General features: G+C 40.0%; 13 protein-coding genes. 12 read left to right on the forward strand and 1 reads right to left on the reverse strand.

Features of this window, described 5'->3' with window-relative positions; all coding sequences use genetic code 11:
- Nucleotides 1-410 precede the first annotated feature (410 nt).
- The 7 genes from I6J02_RS01025 (at nucleotide 411) to I6J02_RS01055 (ending at nucleotide 4,026) form a co-directional block, all read left to right on the forward strand.
- The gene (locus tag I6J02_RS01025; protein ID WP_201680004.1) at nucleotides 411-983 is read left to right on the forward strand and encodes a Crp/Fnr family transcriptional regulator; all 573 of its coding nucleotides are present in this window, start codon (nucleotides 411-413) and stop codon (nucleotides 981-983) included.
- Nucleotides 984-1,119: 136 nt separating this feature from the next.
- Nucleotides 1,120-1,467 carry a nuclear transport factor 2 family protein gene (locus I6J02_RS01030; protein ID WP_201680005.1) on the forward strand — a complete coding sequence of 116 codons (348 nt, stop codon included), beginning with the start codon at nucleotides 1,120-1,122 and terminating at the stop codon, nucleotides 1,465-1,467.
- Between the two features lie 73 nt (nucleotides 1,468-1,540).
- Nucleotides 1,541-1,984, forward strand: a complete 444-nt coding sequence (locus I6J02_RS01035; RefSeq protein ID WP_201680006.1) for a VOC family protein — start codon at nucleotides 1,541-1,543, stop codon at nucleotides 1,982-1,984.
- Complete coding sequence (locus I6J02_RS01040) at nucleotides 1,984-2,367, forward strand: VOC family protein (RefSeq protein ID WP_201680007.1); 384 nt, start codon at nucleotides 1,984-1,986, stop codon at nucleotides 2,365-2,367. Before I6J02_RS01035 ends, I6J02_RS01040 begins: the two co-directional genes overlap by 1 nt.
- Before the next feature lie 77 nt (nucleotides 2,368-2,444).
- A complete protein-coding gene (locus tag I6J02_RS01045; protein WP_201680008.1) occupies nucleotides 2,445-2,810 on the forward strand; it encodes a VOC family protein in 366 nt (121 codons plus the stop codon).
- Between the two features lie 3 nt (nucleotides 2,811-2,813).
- Entirely contained in the window at nucleotides 2,814-3,302 is a 489-nt protein-coding gene (locus I6J02_RS01050; RefSeq protein ID WP_201680009.1) for a VOC family protein, read from the forward strand.
- 73 nt (nucleotides 3,303-3,375) lie between these two features.
- Nucleotides 3,376-4,026, forward strand: coding sequence for a YiiX/YebB-like N1pC/P60 family cysteine hydrolase (locus I6J02_RS01055; RefSeq protein ID WP_201680010.1), 651 nt, complete (start codon nucleotides 3,376-3,378; stop codon nucleotides 4,024-4,026).
- Nucleotides 4,027-4,035: 9 nt separating this feature from the next.
- On the opposite strand, the gene I6J02_RS01060 is transcribed toward I6J02_RS01055, so the two are convergent.
- Nucleotides 4,036-5,088: an alpha/beta hydrolase gene (locus I6J02_RS01060; protein WP_201680011.1), complete on the reverse strand. Its 1,053-nt coding sequence runs from the start codon at nucleotides 5,086-5,088 to the stop codon at nucleotides 4,036-4,038.
- Nucleotides 5,089-5,229: 141 nt separating this feature from the next.
- Between I6J02_RS01060 and I6J02_RS01065 the strand changes: the two genes are divergently transcribed.
- The 5 genes from I6J02_RS01065 (at nucleotide 5,230) to bglX (ending at nucleotide 16,788) form a co-directional block, all read left to right on the forward strand.
- Entirely contained in the window at nucleotides 5,230-8,115 is a 2,886-nt protein-coding gene (locus I6J02_RS01065; RefSeq protein WP_201680012.1) for a transcriptional regulator, read from the forward strand.
- A gap of 379 nt (nucleotides 8,116-8,494) precedes the next feature.
- Nucleotides 8,495-11,512: a SusC/RagA family TonB-linked outer membrane protein gene (locus I6J02_RS01070; RefSeq protein WP_201680013.1), complete on the forward strand. Its 3,018-nt coding sequence runs from the start codon at nucleotides 8,495-8,497 to the stop codon at nucleotides 11,510-11,512.
- A gap of 13 nt (nucleotides 11,513-11,525) precedes the next feature.
- Nucleotides 11,526-13,019 (forward strand): RagB/SusD family nutrient uptake outer membrane protein, encoded by a 1,494-nt coding sequence (locus I6J02_RS01075; RefSeq protein WP_236582244.1) that lies wholly within the window; start codon nucleotides 11,526-11,528, stop codon nucleotides 13,017-13,019.
- An 80-nt stretch (nucleotides 13,020-13,099) separates the two neighbouring features.
- Complete coding sequence (locus I6J02_RS01080; RefSeq protein WP_201680014.1) at nucleotides 13,100-14,458, forward strand: glucoamylase family protein; 1,359 nt, start codon at nucleotides 13,100-13,102, stop codon at nucleotides 14,456-14,458.
- Between the two features lie 35 nt (nucleotides 14,459-14,493).
- Nucleotides 14,494-16,788 carry a beta-glucosidase BglX gene (gene bglX, locus I6J02_RS01085; RefSeq protein ID WP_317191826.1) on the forward strand — a complete coding sequence of 765 codons (2,295 nt, stop codon included), beginning with the start codon at nucleotides 14,494-14,496 and terminating at the stop codon, nucleotides 16,786-16,788.
- Nucleotides 16,789-16,876: the final 88 nt, after the last annotated feature.

Here is a 16,876-nt window from a genome sequence, read left to right on the forward strand (position 1 = left end):
TATCTAATTTTATACTGTGTCACAAAGTAAAGGATTAAAAAACAAATTTCATAATATTTTTCAATTTTTATTAAAAATATATCAACATTATAAATATTTAAATGAAAAACAATCAACAAAAAGGCAGTAAAACACAAATTAAATCAATTCAACAAAGATCATAAAGAAAATTTGCAGTCTCCCCCGAGATGCCAGGTTACAAAGCGAATGAAGCGACAGTACTTCCTGAACATAATGGGAATATTTATTTTGCGTAGATAAAAGTAATTCGATAGGTTCTGCAAGCTACAATCAGACAGTAATCGTCTGATTACCGGATCTTTTAAGAACCGCTTTATTCTCCAAAATCTTTATAATAATTACTGTTTATTTATCCGGATTTTTCTAACTTCATAGTAAAGTAAACCACTATGACATCAGACCCGTTTAACGTATACCGGAATTCGGCCATCGAGGCTAAAGATCTGGAGAACATCTCTTCCAAACATGAATTGGTTCACTTCTCTAAAGGGGATATGATCTTAAGAGAAGGAAAACTGACACATGAATATTATCTGTTGGAAAGCGGTCTGGTACGGTCATACGTTCACGATTACGAGGGCAATGAGATTACTACAGATTTTTTTGGAGACAATGAAATTGTGATTGAGGTGACATCTCTTTTTCTAAAGATTCCATCTCAGGAAAATATACAATGTCTGACAGACTGCAAAGCCTGGAAACTGGACTATGACACTTTCCAGATGCTGTATCACACCATACCTGCATTCAGTGAATGGGGCCGTGCATGGATGACGTACGCTTTACATATTATGAAAAAGCGGTCTATTGAAATGGTATCCTTATCCGCTCTGCAGCGATACAATCAATTAATAGTAAGTAAGCCCCAGATCTTTCAATTCGCACCGCTCAAACATATTGCATCTTACCTGGGAGTGACAGATACTTCCCTTAGCCGTATCCGAAAAGAAGCCGTACAATAAAATACAAGAACTTGTCCTATGACAAGTTCTTTTTTTCATGACATCCTTAAATTTGAATAAGCATTATCCATATATGCAGGTTGGGATAATATTCCGCTTCGAACGGATAAAAAGCGGTATAAACTAAGTATAACCAATGAGTAAAGCAAAACAAGTTGTAGAGCAGTATATGCAGGGATTTCGGGAAAGCAACCACGAGAAGGTGTTGGAATGCCTGACTGAAGATGTCATTTGGCATATGCCCGGTTATTTTCAGCTGCAGGGTAAAGAAGCTTTTGATAAGGAAATCGAAAACGACCTGTTTACAGGCTCTCCCACCATTCAGGTATTTAGGATGATAGAAGAGGGTGCTGTAGTCATCGCCGAAGGGGCTGTTCAGGGTAAATTCAAAACCGGAGATTTGCTCGATGCGGTATTCTGTGATGTCTTTGAATTCGACGGATTGAAAATAAAAAAGCTGATTTCTTATCAGATGAATAAATAATAATTGACTGCTGACAAACAGCTGTCAATACGACTTTTAATTTTGAATTATAAATCATTAAAAACTAAAAGATATGGCACTATTACACGCGTATTTAAATTTTAACGGAAATTGTGAAGAAGCTTTTGAATTCTACAAAGGCGTTTTCGGTTCGGAATCTTTAGGAGTTTACCGTTTTGGCGATATGCCTGCTGATCCGGAATACCCTATTCAGGATGAAGACAAAAACAAAATCATGCATACGGCAATTAAGATTAACGAATCTGTCATGCTGATGGGATCAGACTGTATCCAAAACTTTGGACACAGCGCAACAGCAGGAACAAATGCTTACCTGATGCTGGATACACAGACAGCTGAAGAGGCTAAACAATTGTATTCCAAACTGAGTGTGGATGCGCAGTCCATTGAAATGCCTTTAGGTGAGCAATTTTGGGCTGAGTTATATTCTTCATTTCAGGACAAATACGGAATTTCCTGGATGATCCATTTCGAAGGAAATAAAAAAATGTCCTGATGAACAGCGTTGTATACTTTGAAATACAAGCTGAGAATCCGGAAAAATCTGCTCATTTCTATGAGCAGATTTTTGGATGGAAGTTTATAAAAGAAGACAGTCTTCCTATTACTTATTACAGAATAGAGACCACAGGAATACATGGCGGATTATTTCAACGACCTGCAGACACCCCTCCGCTCAATTGCGGAACAAATGCATTTACCTGTTCTATGGAAGTGAATGATTTTGATAATATAGCTGCGCTGATCATACAAAACGGAGGACAGGTGGCAATGCCAAAATTTGCCATTCCCGGTCGTTGCTGGCAAGGATATTTTCTGGACATTGACAACAATGTATTTGGCATTTTTGAAGTAAATAAAAGTGCGGGAATGTCTTAAGAAAGACTAACGCTTACAGCACTGTTTAATTCAGATCCACGAACTGGCGGATAACCCTTAAAACAAATTACATCCCTATGAAAATAACAGGAGGAAAAAACATTGCAATCAAAGTCCCTGTTTCAAAATATCAGGAAACAGTAGATTTTTACACCCTTACACTGGGACTGCAGGCATCAGAAATACTTACCCCTGACCACCCTACTGTAAAGAAAAGTACAAAAGTAGTCTTCGGAGATAATACTTTGTGGCTGGATGCTACAGAACAAGTCTCACGTACAGAGGCCTGGTTTGAATTGCTGACTGACCATCTCGCAGAAACCGAAGCACATTTACAACGCGCAAATATTGCATTTGAAGACGATCTGGAACAGATTCCTGCACACATGCACTGGATCAAGGATCCAATCGGAAACGTATTTATTTTAAAAGAATCTCATTAGACTATGTCTTTTTTTATCACCAATCTGATATTATCCTCCAAAGTCAATGAACTTATAAATCCTTATGGTATGAAACAAATGATGTACCCTTGCCTATGGTTTGAAGGCAACGCAACAGAAGCTGTAGATTTTTACATCTCGGTTTTCAAAGATAGCCGGATCCTGTCCGCTAATCCGCTTGTTACTTTTTTAGAAATAAAAGGCCAGAAATTTATGGCTCTCAATGGCAGGCCGGATTTTGAGCCAAATCAAGCTTCTTCATTGGTGATCGAATGTACTTCTCAGGATGAGATAGATCAGTATTGGGAAGCCATCACCAAAGAAGGCGAAGAAAGCATGTGTGGCTGGTGTAAAGACAAATACGGATTTTCATGGCAGATTATCCCTGAAAACATCGAAAAACTACTTTTCAAATCTCCAAATGCGGAGCGTGCCGTACAGGCGATGATGGGTATGAAAAAAATTGATATAGCAGCATTGGAAAATGCCTGATTATTCAATACGTTAAAACGGGATAAATAGAAATAAGCTTTACTAGTTCTGTATGGCTACTTATCTTTGTTGCATGAAAAAACTTTTGACTACATTCTGCTTATTCCTGACGCTGACATTATCCTTTGCGCAAAAAAAAGACACTGAAGTAACTTTAAGAGATATCAAAAGCGGAGATTTGATTTTTGTGGGTGCTCAACAACAGGATCTTTCGGGAGCCATTAACCGTGTTACCCAGAAAAGTGAGTCAGCTTTCTTTGATCATATCGGCATAATAGAAATGACAAAAGACTCCGTTTTTGTACTGCATGCCAGCAGCACAAAAGGATCTGTACGTCAGGAAATTCATCAATTCTATGAAGAGCAACAGGATGGAGGCAATGCTCTTATCCTGTACAGACTAAAAGATCCTTTTATTTCTAGTATTCCCGCTGCACTGAAAACAGCCGGAACTATGCTTGGAAAACCCTATAACCGCAGCTATATCATGAACGATAGTTATTATTACTGTTCTGATTTTATATACCGCGCTTTTGAAAAGAATCAGATATTCAGTTTAGCACCTATGACCTTTATCGATCCCGAAACAGGAAAAACGGATGACTTCTGGAAAGCTTTTTACAAAAAGCAAAACCTGGAAGTTCCCGAAGGAAAACCAGGTTGTAATCCTAACGGTATGGCAGCATCAGAAAAACTCAACCGGCTCGGAAGATTTTATCTGTAGGTAGAATATTTAATTTTTACCTATTTTATGCTCTTTTAACATAGTTTTAAACTTAGGATTGCGGATATATCTTTTGAATTCATGACTTTCCATTCCGGAAAAATCCGTCATTTCAAAAAACGGGTAGTGTTTGCACAGTACATTATATACATCCTCTTTATATCCAAGATCTGTAGGTTCCAGTTTATCCGATAAAAATCCAAATACTTTTTTGAGCATTTTATCGGTATTGTTGGTGGTAATATGAATCTTTTTTACCTGCTCGCTGAATATACAGTACGTGCTGTCTCCTTCCCGGTAATCTTTAGGCCTGAAATCTGCCAGCCCCACTGCCGGAGCTAACATAATGCAGGTAATATTATTCTTATTTTCCTTTAAACTACTTGCGTCATCAATATCGACATGATGGATATCCTTTACCTCTTCCACAAATTTCTCTTTAAACACTGGTGTACTCAATGCACTTAATACGACAGATGCACCTCTGCTATGGGAGATAATATAGATATTCTTATTATGCATGGTATTCAGTAACCGTCGAAGTCCGAACTCACCTGCCATCTGGCTAAAAGAAGTAGCCGCAAACCATATTTTTGCACCGCTGAAAGGGTTGTTAGTAAGCAGTCCGTCCCAGTAAAATCGTATAACCTCGTCCTGACTGGAGTTGACATTCAGCTGCTTGCGGATATAATCATAACTCTGATTACTGGACCGTACATCTGAATTAAATCCATGTACAAAAATAAACACACGCTTCTTATTGGCCAGTCTTTTAGCAACCTGCTTCAGTTGCTGCGTTTCGTAACTGCGCAACTTATCACCCTCTCCCCGTTCTGTAGCAATCTTCATTAAAGAATAGTCATTTTTCTTTCCATTCTCCGGAGGCGCTCCATATGATTTTTTCCAATTATCCGGGTAAAAATTACCATTCTGATCAACAAAGGAATTGCTGATATTGGGCTTTTCAAAGGAATTTGGAGATTGATTTAAGGGTACATTATGTGTAATACCACAGGATGTGACGACAAAAAGGCAAACAAGACAGGCAATATATCTATTCATACATGCTTAATAATTTACTACAAATCTATTATTTAATCCATTTATTTTACTGACCCCCGAAAACTATTCACCGAAGTCCGGGAAATTGAATATTTTAACCCCTTCTTCTAATTCAGTATCTTTGAGCAACGATTACGTAATATGTCGACATTCTTCAAATCAAATATATTAGTATTTTTTGCTACGTTATTTTGTATCCAAAGTCTTTTGGGGCAGGAGATCCCAAAGATCGGGCATCCCTGGGTACAACAATATACCAAATTCAATTATAATGCCGGAAATCAGAACTGGTCCGTTGCGACGGACTCAAGCGGAGTGATCTATGTAGGAAACGGCGACGGACTGCTGCAGTTTGATGGTCAGGTCTGGTCATTGCATACGCTACCTAACAAATCTACAGTCAGAGCAGTAACTGTGGGACCGCAACAGCGCATCTATACCGGAGGTATGGGTGAATTTGGATATTGGGAGAAGTCAAGAACAGGAAAACTTACCTATCACAGTATAAGTAAACTGGTCAGTAAAGAAACAATACTGAAAGACGAGATATGGAAAATCATCATTGACGGGAAACGAATTATCTTTCAGTCATTTGCCAATCTCTACTGTTATGAAAACGGCAAAATAGATTTGGTAAGCGGAAACAACCAGCCATTCTTATTTGCATTCAAAGCGAATAACCGCATTTTTATAGAAAATTTACCAGGTGGACTTTTTGAACTAAAAAACAAGTCACTCCTGCCCCTGAAAGACAATGAGGTATTACGAAATCAGCTTATCCTTTCCATTCTCCCTTTATCTGATCAGTCTTTATTAATAGGTACAGCTAAAAACGGACTATACAGCTATGACGATCAGTCCGGTATCCGTCCATGGAATAATGAAATCAACGAGCAGCTCAAAAATGCACAGCTCAATAACGGTATACAGGTATTTAAAGATTACTACGCTTACGGAACGATTCTGAACGGGATATATATTATTAATAAAGACGGTCAGCTCATTCAGCACATAAATAAACAAAATGGTTTACAGAACAACACCGTATTATCGCTGACAACCGATCTACAGAAGCAAATCTGGGCAGGACTGGACAATGGTATAGCCCGTATCGATATACAATCCCCCCTATATTTCTATGCAGACAACAGTGGAAGTATAGGTACAGTATATAGTGCAAAAATATTTAACGGTTATCTCTATCTGGGTACCAATCAGGGTTTGTTCTATAGCGCATGGTCTTCAAATACCGCCCAAACCCCAATGAAATTTAATTTAGTTCCACAATCCCAGGGACAGGTATGGGATCTTTCTGTGATTGACGGAGAACTGATATGCGGTCATAATGACGGAACATTTAAAGTATCCGGACAACAGTTTACCAAAATATCGAATATGACTGGTGGTTGGGTGATAAAACAAATAAAAGGACATCGCAATCTCCTCCTGCAGGGAAATTATACAGGAATGGCACTCTTCCGGAAAGGAAATAATGGATGGACACTCGATACCAAAATTAATAATCGGAATCTTCCTGTCAGTGCTATAGAGCAAAAATCCGAAAATCAGTTTTGGGTAAGTAATGCTCAGGGGCTTAACCTGATCACTACAGATTCTGCATACAGAAATATTATACAGACAAAAGCATTCGGTACAAAAGAAGGATTGCCGGCCCGCACAGGCAATCATCCTACAAATCTCAACGGAAGCATTATTTTTTCTACCGACTCTGGCTTTTACAGATATGACGATATCTCCGATAAGTTTACACCATATCGTTATTTAAATGAAAAACTGGGTTCTTTTGCCTATTCCAACAAAATAATTCAGGCGCAGGCCAATCAATTCTGGTTTATTAATAAAGGACATATCGCCTATGCTACCTTCATGCCTAAGGGAGAGCTTCAGATAGATTCCTCCAGATTTGCTACATTGAAAAATCAAATGATGAAATATTATGAGAATATCAATCAGATAAGTCCCAATCTGTTTCTCATCAGTATAGACAATGGGTTTGCGCTTTATAATCCCAAAACTAAGCTTGAAGCGTCATCATATAAACCCAAACCCATCATTCAGGGTGTATATAATATTACCAAAGAAATCAAAGCTTTTACAGACAGTGATGAGGAATTAAACATTCCTTACAGTTCCAACAATATCCGTATCCGGTTTGCAATTCCATGGTACAGCTCCAGAGCCGTCCGCTTTCAATATTTTTTAGAAGGATATTCGCAGGAATGGTCTGACTGGTCCGAAGAATATCAAAAGGACTTCACCAATCTCAGAAACAGAACTTATACATTCAAAGTCCGGGCACAACTGCCGGATGGCACAATAACAGACGTCACCAGTCTGGAATTTACTGTGAATCCACCCTGGTACCTCACCTGGTGGGCACTGCTGATCTACTTCTTATTATTTGCCATTTGCGTACATTATGGTAGAAAATGGTACGAACATAAACTTGAGAAACATCGGAAAATACTCAGGGAAAAACTCAGCAGACAGCAGGAAGAAACGCTGAAAAAAGAAATGGAAGTAAAAGAGCGTCAGATGGTTCAATTGAAAAATGAACAATTGGAACAGGAACTGGCTGGCAAAAACAGAGAACTGGCAAATTCAGCTATGAACATTGTTTATAAAAATGAACTGCTCAACACCATTCATGAAGAGCTGATCAGCCTGAAAGATAATGACGGCAAAAAGCTTTCCAACGAACATGTTAAGAAGATCAGCAAAATTATCAACGAAGCTTATAATGATGAACGGGACTGGAATCTGTTTGAAAAAAGTTTTAATGAAGCACACGAAAACTTTTTCAAAAAACTAAAGAAAGATTATCCTGCGCTCGTCCCGAATGACCTCAAACTTTGTGCATATCTGAGGATGAATATGAACAGTAAAGAGATTGCTTCACTGCTTAATATTACGACCAGAGGAGTAGAAATCAGAAGATACAGATTGCGCAAAAAACTGAATATTCCGACTGAAAAAAATCTTTCAGAATTCCTGTTGGAGGTCTAAAAACCGAACATCTGACACCTCTCATATGATGTGAAATTGTGTTAAATGACTACATCATTACCACACACACCTCTGTGTGTAAAAAATACACTTACAACACCGAAAAACTTCACACTAAAACAAAAGCAACTTCTTAATTGTTAATAAGTTAAATAAAATGAAAAACAAATTAAATGATTTCATTTTCTGACGATGTAATAATGTTGAGGTAGGCATCTTTGCTTTTACAGGCTATACATCACATATTTGTGAAGTGTTTATTACATCCCCGAATAATATAACAACCAGTTATAAAGAGGAAAATTCGAAATCATAACTTAATCAGGTTAGCGGACTAACTAAACATTTTAAAACAATTCATTATTTAACTAAACAAAAAATGAGGAACTTTTTTACTTATTTCTTACTGGTATTTAGTTTATCTCTGTCCACCCCCCTGTTCGGACAGCAAATATCAATAAGCGGAACTGTCAAAGACAGCGGGACAGGAATCGGAATTGCCGGGGTGACAATTGCGATCAAAGGGGGAACGACCGCTGTTCAAAGTAATGACGAAGGTCTCTTCACCATTGAGGCAAAACCTACGGATGTACTTCAGTTACGGTACATCGGTTATGTTACACAGGATGTCCCTGTAAACAATCAGACAAATCTTAACATCTCTCTTATTTCCGACAGCGAAGCTTTGGAAGAGGTCGTTGTTATTGGTTACGGTACTGCCGCAAAACGCGATCTGACAGGTTCGATTGCATCTGTTAGCGGAAAAGATGTGGCAGACAAACCTTCGCCAAATCCGATTGCCTCTATTCAGGGAAAAGTAGCCGGTGTTCAAATCACCAACAGCGGTGAACCCGGAGGAGCTCCTAACGTAAAAATTAGAGGTACAAACTCCATTAACGGAGCCTCCCCTCTTTATGTTGTTGACGGAATCCTGAATGATAATATTAACTTCTTAAACCCATCGGATATTGAATCCATGGAGATATTAAAAGACCCTTCCTCCCTTGCGATCTTCGGGGTACGTGGTGCCAACGGGGTGATTATTATCTCCACCAAATCCGCAAAACAAGGTGATCTTAATTTCAATTTCAACTCTACTCTAGGCTTTAAAGATGTCAATCACCGTATGAAAATGACGGATGCGGAAGGATTTAAAACCCTGTATAATGAGCAGCTGAAAAATGAAGGCGCAACTCCTTTCGACTATACCAACTGGAATGCAAATACGGATTGGCAGGATCAGATCTTCCAAAGAGGTATTTTAAACTACAACAACCTGAGTGTAAGCGGAGCTACAGACAAGAATAAATTCTATATGGGTCTGGGTTATACCACCGAAGAAGGGGTAGTCAAACATGAAGAGTACAAAAAACTAACGTTGAACATCAACGATGAGCTGAAAATTACTGACAATTTTAAAGTAGGAATGAACTTCAGCGGTTATAAAGCAAGTTTACCACAGATTCAGAGCGGCCTTATCAATACAGCGATTATCGCCTCTCCGGTAACTCCTGTTTTTAATGATGAATACGGTCTTTATCATAATACACCTCCTTTCCAGACTCCACAGATCTACTCACCGATGGTTGGGCTGGAACTCAGAAAAAATACACGTATCAGTGATGAATACAGAGCGGTAGGAAGTGTGTTTGCAGAACTTACTTTCCTGGAGCATTTCACTGCCAAAGCCTCATTCCTGTATGACTATGGCTTTAACGGAATCAGAAGCTATACACCTATTGTAAACGTATATGACCCTAATATACAGGGTACGGATAAAACAAGTACACTTGTCCGCACAACCGGTGTATCACAAGAACAGAACACCTACAAAAAGGCACAGAGTGACTGGCTCCTGACATACAAGAACAATTGGGGAGACCACAGTCTGACCGCTACTGCCGGATTTACAACCTACTACAGAGGATATGAAGGTATCATCACCAATGTAGGCCAGGGCAGCGGCGATCCTATTCCTAATGATCCGCGCTTCTTTTACACAACCATGGGTGATCAGACAACCAGATCTATTGGCGGATCACAATGGGAACGTGCTACATTATCATATCTCGTAAGAGGTTTATACAACTATAAAGGCAAATACTTATTGAACGGATCCTTCAGAAGAGACGGTTCTTCTGCATTCCTTGGATCAAACAGATGGCAGAATTCTGGTGCTATCGGTGCAGGATGGGTTGTATCTGAAGAATCATTTATGCAGGATCAGCAACTTTTTGACAACTTAAAGATCAAAGGTTCATGGGGTGTCTTAGGAAATGAAAACACAGGTGATGGCTACCGCTATCCGGTATATCCGACACTGGTTTCAGGTAGTTCGACTTCATTTGGAGATAATATCTATCCGGCATTATCTCCTGCTTATTCTCCTGACCCTAACTTACGTTGGGAATCCGTACATTCATGGGAAGCAGGTTTTGAAGCTAAGATGCTGAAAAACAGATTAAGTCTGGAAGCTGTTTATTACGACAAGAAAACTAAAGATATATTGGTAGAAGTACCGGGAGTAAACGGATTCTTACCGATATTAAGAAATGCCGGAGAAATTCAAAATAAAGGATTTGAATTTTCTGCAGGATGGAACCAACAACTTACTGATGATCTGAAACTGGGTGTAAATGCAAACTTGACAACACTCAAAAACAAAGTTCTTAATCTGGTAAATGATGATTTCGCTATACTTGCCGGTAATGGTGTATCACGTACTATGTCCGGACAACCAGTAGGTTATTTTTACGGTTTGAGAACTGATGGAGTATACCAAAATCAGGCTGAAGTAGATGCAGGACCGAAATCAGGTCTAGGTGCTGCTTTCAAACCGGGAGATATCAAATATGTAGATATCAACAACGACGGAACAATCAACACGCAGGACAGAACCATCATCGGAAATCCTACTCCTGACTTTATCTATGGTTTCTCTGTCAATCTAAGCTATAAGAATTTTGATTTCGGAACTGAATTTATGGGTGTATCCGGAAACGAGCTGATCCGTACCTGGAACAGAAATCAGTATTCCACATTCAACTTTCTGGAAGACAGATTGGGAAGATGGACAGGCGAAGGAACATCTAACTTCGAGCCTATTATGGATTCCAAAAGAACCAACAACAGAGAATTCTCTTCTTACTTTATCGAAGATGGCAGTTTCTTCCGTGTTCGTAACATCCAGTTAGGATACAACTTCAAGAGAGAAGCGCTGGAAAAAATAAAACTTAAGTCATTAAGATTATTCCTGAATGCACAGAATCCATTCACCTTCTCTAAAAACACAGGGTATACACCTGAAATCGGAGGAAGTGCAATCGCTGTGGGTGTAGACAACGGAACATATCCAATCCCGGCTATCTATACTGTAGGTGTGAATGTTAATTTTTAAAAATTAGAAAGTGATGAAAACAAATATTTCAACATATATATCGGCAGCTCTTGTGGCACTTTTGGTGCTGAGCAGTTGTTCCAAAGATTTTCTGGATCGCAAGCCGTTAGGACAATTGACAGAAGAAGATTTACCTGCAGGATCCTTAGAAGGTCAGGTATTGGCTATCTATGCTGGGTTAAGAAGTGAAGGAACGAGTGGTCTTCCCTATGTAGGTGTACACAATATGCGTTCGGATGATGCCGAAATCGGATCGAGCGTAGGTGATGAAGCCGGATCCGCTCCTAATACGGATGATTTCCAATATACGACCAACTTTTGGTTATGGGGAAATTACTGGACAGACCATTATAAGCTGATTGCATTGACGAATACAGCAATTGAAACAGCTGACTCTCTGGGCGGCCAGAGTCCGGAAGTTGCCAGAGGATTAGCAGAAGCTAAATTTTTCAGAGCATGGGCTTACTTCAACTTAGTACGTGCATTTGGCGAAGTGCCAAAAATTGATTTCCGTGTTCGTGATCAGAAGGAAAGTATTCTTCCAAAATCTCCTGTTGCAGATATCTACGCATTAATAGATGCCGATCTGGAATATGCGACACAGCATCTCCCGCTAAACTGGGAATCCAGATTTATAGGCCGTATTACACAAGGAGCAGCATTTGCCGTACAGGCTAAAACATTCCTGGCCAGACAACAGTATAGTAAAGCTCTTGCAGCGAGCCGTATGGTCATCAATTCAGGCCAGTATAATCTGAGTGTAGCTTACAATCAGATTTTTAGAGAAAGTTCTGAAAACAGTAAGGAATCTGTATTTGAGATACAAGCATACTATGCACAGGGACAGACAAATCTGGGTATTACCTACGCAGGAAGACAAGGAGTACGAGGATCCGGTGCTATGAACCTGGGATGGGGCTGGAACGTGCCGAATGAAAGACTTGCAAAAGCATTCGAGGTGGGAGATCCACGGAAAGATGAAACTCTTTTGTATGCAGGCCAGGTAAATACTCCTTACGGAGAACTTATTCCTGCTGCAACTGCAACAGTACCAAGAGCATATTGGAACAAAAAAGTATATACCGATCCTAAAATCCGTACAACAACAGGAAGTCAGGCTGGAGAATGGTTCAATTTCCGCGTAATCAGATATGCAGATGTTGTCCTGATGGCCGCTGAAGCTGCAAATGAAGTTGGCGAACAGGAAGCAGCGCTGGCTTATTTAGAGCAGATAAGAGTTCGGGCAAGAGCTGGCAACAATGCTATCCTTCCGAAAGTTACAACTACAAACCAACAGGAATTGAGACTTGCAATCAGACATGAAAGACAAGTGGAATTAGGTATGGAAAATGAACGTTTTTTCGATTTGATACGTTGGAATATCGATGCAGAAACTTTCAAAGATGCCGGTAAAACAAATTACCAGCTTAGAAACAGATACCTTCCTATTCCTCAAAATGAAATAGACCGCTCAGGTGGTGTTCTGATCCAGAATCCAAACTACTAGTGCGGGTAAGAAGAGCATAGACAGCCGTCTGTGCTCTTCTTTCACAATATTGTATTATTAATAATTAACACCTCTCCGCTTTGAAAGCACTTATTTACACTTTTTTTATTCCGCTCCTCATATTACAATCTTGTTTTTCAAATCAGGAGCAAAAGAGCACGGACACACAAATTGACTCAAAAGACAGTCTGTCTACTGACTCTCTTCTCACACTTATACAAAAACAAACTTTCCAATATTTCTGGGAGGGCGCAGAACCGACTTCCGGCATGGCCCGCGAACGCATACATATAGATGGTGCTTATCCGGAAAATGATCAGAATGTTATTACCATTGGTGGTAGCGGATTTGGCATCATGGCCATTATTACAGGTATCGAGCGTCAGTTTATTTCCAAAGAAGAAGGAGCTCAGCGATTAGATCATATCATGGATTACCTGGGTCGCATAGACCGGTTCAAAGGTGCCTGGTCACATTGGTATTTCGGAGAAACCGGAAAAGCTAAATCGTTTAGTCAACAAGATGATGGCGCTGACATTGTAGAAACGGCTTTTATGGCAGAAGCTCTTATTGTTGTAAGAGAATATTATAAAAACGGTTCGGAAACCGAAAAAGCAATTGCAAACAAAGCAGATGCATTATGGAAAGGAATTGAATGGAACTTCTTCAGAAACGGAAAAGATGTTCTTTTCTGGCACTGGAGCCCAACATACGGATGGGGTATGAACCATGCCATACAAGGATATGATGAATGTCTGATCACGTATATACTGGCAGCCTCCTCCCCTACACATCCTATACCCGCATCTACCTACCACAAGGGATGGGCAAGAGACGGAGCAATCGTAACCGATGCTAAAAAATACGATATCCCGATGATTCTCAAACATAATGCACCCAATGGCGGTGTAGGTCCGCTTTTTTGGGAACATTACTCCTATCTGGGATTAGACCCAAAAGGTCTGAAAGATCAATATGCTAATTACTGGGATGTCGTCGTCAATCACAGCAAAATCAATATTGCACACGCCGAACAAAACCCCAAACAATATAAAGGATACGGAGCAGACAAAGGTTGGGGACTGACAGCCAGTTATTCCGTGAAAGGTTACGATGCACATCATCCAGATAATGATCATGGTGTCATCAGTCCTACAGCAGCCCTCTCATCAATGCCTTATACACCAAAGGAAAGTATTGCGTTTGCCCGATACCTGAATCAGCATCTGGGTAACAAAGTCTGGGGGCAATATGGTTTCTATGATGCATACAGCGAGACAGACAATTGGTTTCCGCAGCGATACCTTGCCATAGATCAGGGGCCTATCGTAGTCATGATTGAGAACTATAGAACAGGATTATTCTGGAAACTCTTTATGGGCGCACCTGATGTACAGAAAGGATTGAAAGGCCTTGGTTTTACAAGCCCGCACTTTTAGTACGTTCAGTAATAATTTTTTAAAAGACAATAGATATGAATATAAGCAGATACAGTCGATTAGTGCTGTCCATATGTACTTTGTACGTGACCAGCACTGTTACAGCACAGCAGAACAACCAAAAGATGGACAGTTTTATTAATACGCTGATGTCTAAAATGACATTGGAGGAAAAAATAGGACAGCTTAATCTGGTGACGGGAGGAGAAGCAACGACAGGAAGTACAGTCAGTACGGGCGTAGAAGGAAAAATCAAATCCGGGGCTATCGGAGGTATATTTAGTATGAGTACACCACAACGCATACGTGCAGCTCAGGATCTGGCCGTCAAACAGTCCCGTTTGGGCATACCTCTTATCTTTGGTATGGATGTTATTCACGGATACAAAACGATTTTTCCTATTCCTATCGGACTAGCTTCTTCCTGGGATATGAATCTGGTAAGACAGACTGCTCAGATTGCAGCAACAGAAGCTACCGCAGATGGTATCAACTGGACATTCTCACCGATGGTAGATATCTCGCGTGATCCGCGCTGGGGCAGATTTTCAGAAGGAAACGGAGAAGATCCTTATCTCAGTTCCAAAATCGCTATCGAAATGGTTAAAGGTTATCAGGGCAATGACCTTGCTGCCCATAATACACTGATGGCATGTGTCAAGCATTTTGCGCTGTATGGAGCAGCAGAAGCCGGAAGAGACTACAACACCACGGACATGAGTTTGCACAGAATGTACAACGAGTATCTTCCGCCCTACAAAGCTGCTATTGATGCAGGAGCTGGCAGTATCATGACTTCATTCAATGATATTAACGGTGTACCAGCTACAGCCAACAAATGGCTTATGACTGATCTGCTACGTCAGCAATGGGGATTTCAGGGTATGGTTGTGACCGATTACACCGCCATAAACGAACTGATTGATCACGGACTGGGAGACCTGCAACAGGTATCTGCACTTTCTCTGAAAGCCGGAGTAGATATGGATATGGTAGGTGAAGGTTACCTCGGAACATTAAAAAAATCATTGCAGGAAGGCAAAGTCACACAAGCTGATATCGACAGAGCGTGCAGATTAGTCTTAGAAGCTAAATATAAACTCGGACTATTTGACGATCCATACAAATACTGCGATGTAAACCGTGCTAAAAATAACATACTCACTAAAGCGCATCTTGCAAAGTCCCGTGAAGTAGCTGCGAAATCATTTGTATTATTAAAAAATGATAAGCAAACTCTTCCCTTTACAAAAAAAGGAAAAATTGCTCTGGTAGGTCCCCTTGCTAATACAGGTGCGAATATGCCGGGTACATGGAGTGTAAGCGCTGATCTGGAACACACGCCATCACTCTTACAGGGAATGAAGGATGCATTGGGTAACAAGGTAACTATTCAGTATGCCTTAGGTACAAATCTGTTAGAAGATCCTGTTTATCAGGAACGTGCTACCATGTTTGGCCGTACAATTCCTCGTGATAACCGCAGCGAACAGGAACTGATAGCAGAAGCAATCAAAGCATCGGAAGGTGCAGATGCGATTGTAGCAGCATTGGGAGAAAGCTCTGAAATGAGCGGGGAAAGCTCCAGTCGCACAGAAATAGGAATACCTGCAAATCAGCAACGTCTGTTACAGGCACTCTTAAAAACCGGAAAACCGGTAATACTTGTGCTCTTTACCGGCAGACCATTAACACTGACCTGGGAAAATGAACATGTACCGGCGATCCTGAATGTATGGTTTGGAGGTACTGAAACAGGTAAAGCAGTAGCAGATGTATTATTCGGAGATGTAAATCCTTCAGGAAAATTACCGGCTACTTTTCCTAAGAATGTAGGCCAGATTCCATTATACTATAATGCAAAAACTACAGGAAGACCTTTGGAGCAGGGCAAATGGTTCCAAAAATTCAGATCTAACTATCTGGATGTAGACAACGATCCGCTTTATCCGTTCGGATACGGATTGAGCTATACTGCTTTCCAGTATAACAATCTTCGCCTAAGTACTTCTAAATTAGAGAAACAAGGCAAAATTAAGGTTACTGTCGAAGTAAAGAACGCTGGAAAATATGATGGTGAAGAAGTCGTACAATTGTATATCCGTGATATGGTCGGCTCTGTAACCCGTCCTGTGAAAGAGTTGAAAGGATTTCAGAAAATAGCTTTCAAAGCTGGCGAAACAAAAACAATTGAATTCGATTTGACAGAAGAAGATTTAAAATTCTATAATGAAAATTTAGAATTTGTCGCTGAGCCAGGCGAATTTGAAGTATATGTCGGAACAAATTCCAAAGATGTATTAACTTCTAAATTTGAATTACAAAATTAACACTACTCTATTCTATAACAAAGGTCTTTCCGATAGGAAAGGCCTTTGTTTTTAAAATTTAGTTTCCTCTGTATTTATTATCAATACG

Origin of the sequence: Sphingobacterium spiritivorum (assembly GCF_016725325.1) — a bacterium.
Lineage (GTDB): Bacteria > Bacteroidota > Bacteroidia > Sphingobacteriales > Sphingobacteriaceae > Sphingobacterium.

Coding starts and splice junctions, on each gene's coding strand:
- bglX (WP_317191826.1), top strand. CDS start 14,494: ATGAATATAAGCAGATACAGTCGATTAGTGCTGTCCATATGTACTTTG.
- I6J02_RS01055 (WP_201680010.1), top strand. CDS start 3,376: ATGAAAAAACTTTTGACTACATTCTGCTTATTCCTGACGCTGACATTA.
- I6J02_RS01035 (WP_201680006.1), top strand. CDS start 1,541: ATGGCACTATTACACGCGTATTTAAATTTTAACGGAAATTGTGAAGAA.
- I6J02_RS01050 (WP_201680009.1), top strand. CDS start 2,814: ATGTCTTTTTTTATCACCAATCTGATATTATCCTCCAAAGTCAATGAA.
- I6J02_RS01070 (WP_201680013.1), top strand. CDS start 8,495: ATGAGGAACTTTTTTACTTATTTCTTACTGGTATTTAGTTTATCTCTG.
- I6J02_RS01025 (WP_201680004.1), top strand. CDS start 411: ATGACATCAGACCCGTTTAACGTATACCGGAATTCGGCCATCGAGGCT.
- I6J02_RS01060 (WP_201680011.1), bottom strand. CDS start 5,088: ATGAATAGATATATTGCCTGTCTTGTTTGCCTTTTTGTCGTCACATCC.
- I6J02_RS01040 (WP_201680007.1), top strand. CDS start 1,984: ATGAACAGCGTTGTATACTTTGAAATACAAGCTGAGAATCCGGAAAAA.
- I6J02_RS01030 (WP_201680005.1), top strand. CDS start 1,120: ATGAGTAAAGCAAAACAAGTTGTAGAGCAGTATATGCAGGGATTTCGG.
- I6J02_RS01065 (WP_201680012.1), top strand. CDS start 5,230: ATGTCGACATTCTTCAAATCAAATATATTAGTATTTTTTGCTACGTTA.
- I6J02_RS01045 (WP_201680008.1), top strand. CDS start 2,445: ATGAAAATAACAGGAGGAAAAAACATTGCAATCAAAGTCCCTGTTTCA.
- I6J02_RS01075 (WP_236582244.1), top strand. CDS start 11,526: ATGAAAACAAATATTTCAACATATATATCGGCAGCTCTTGTGGCACTT.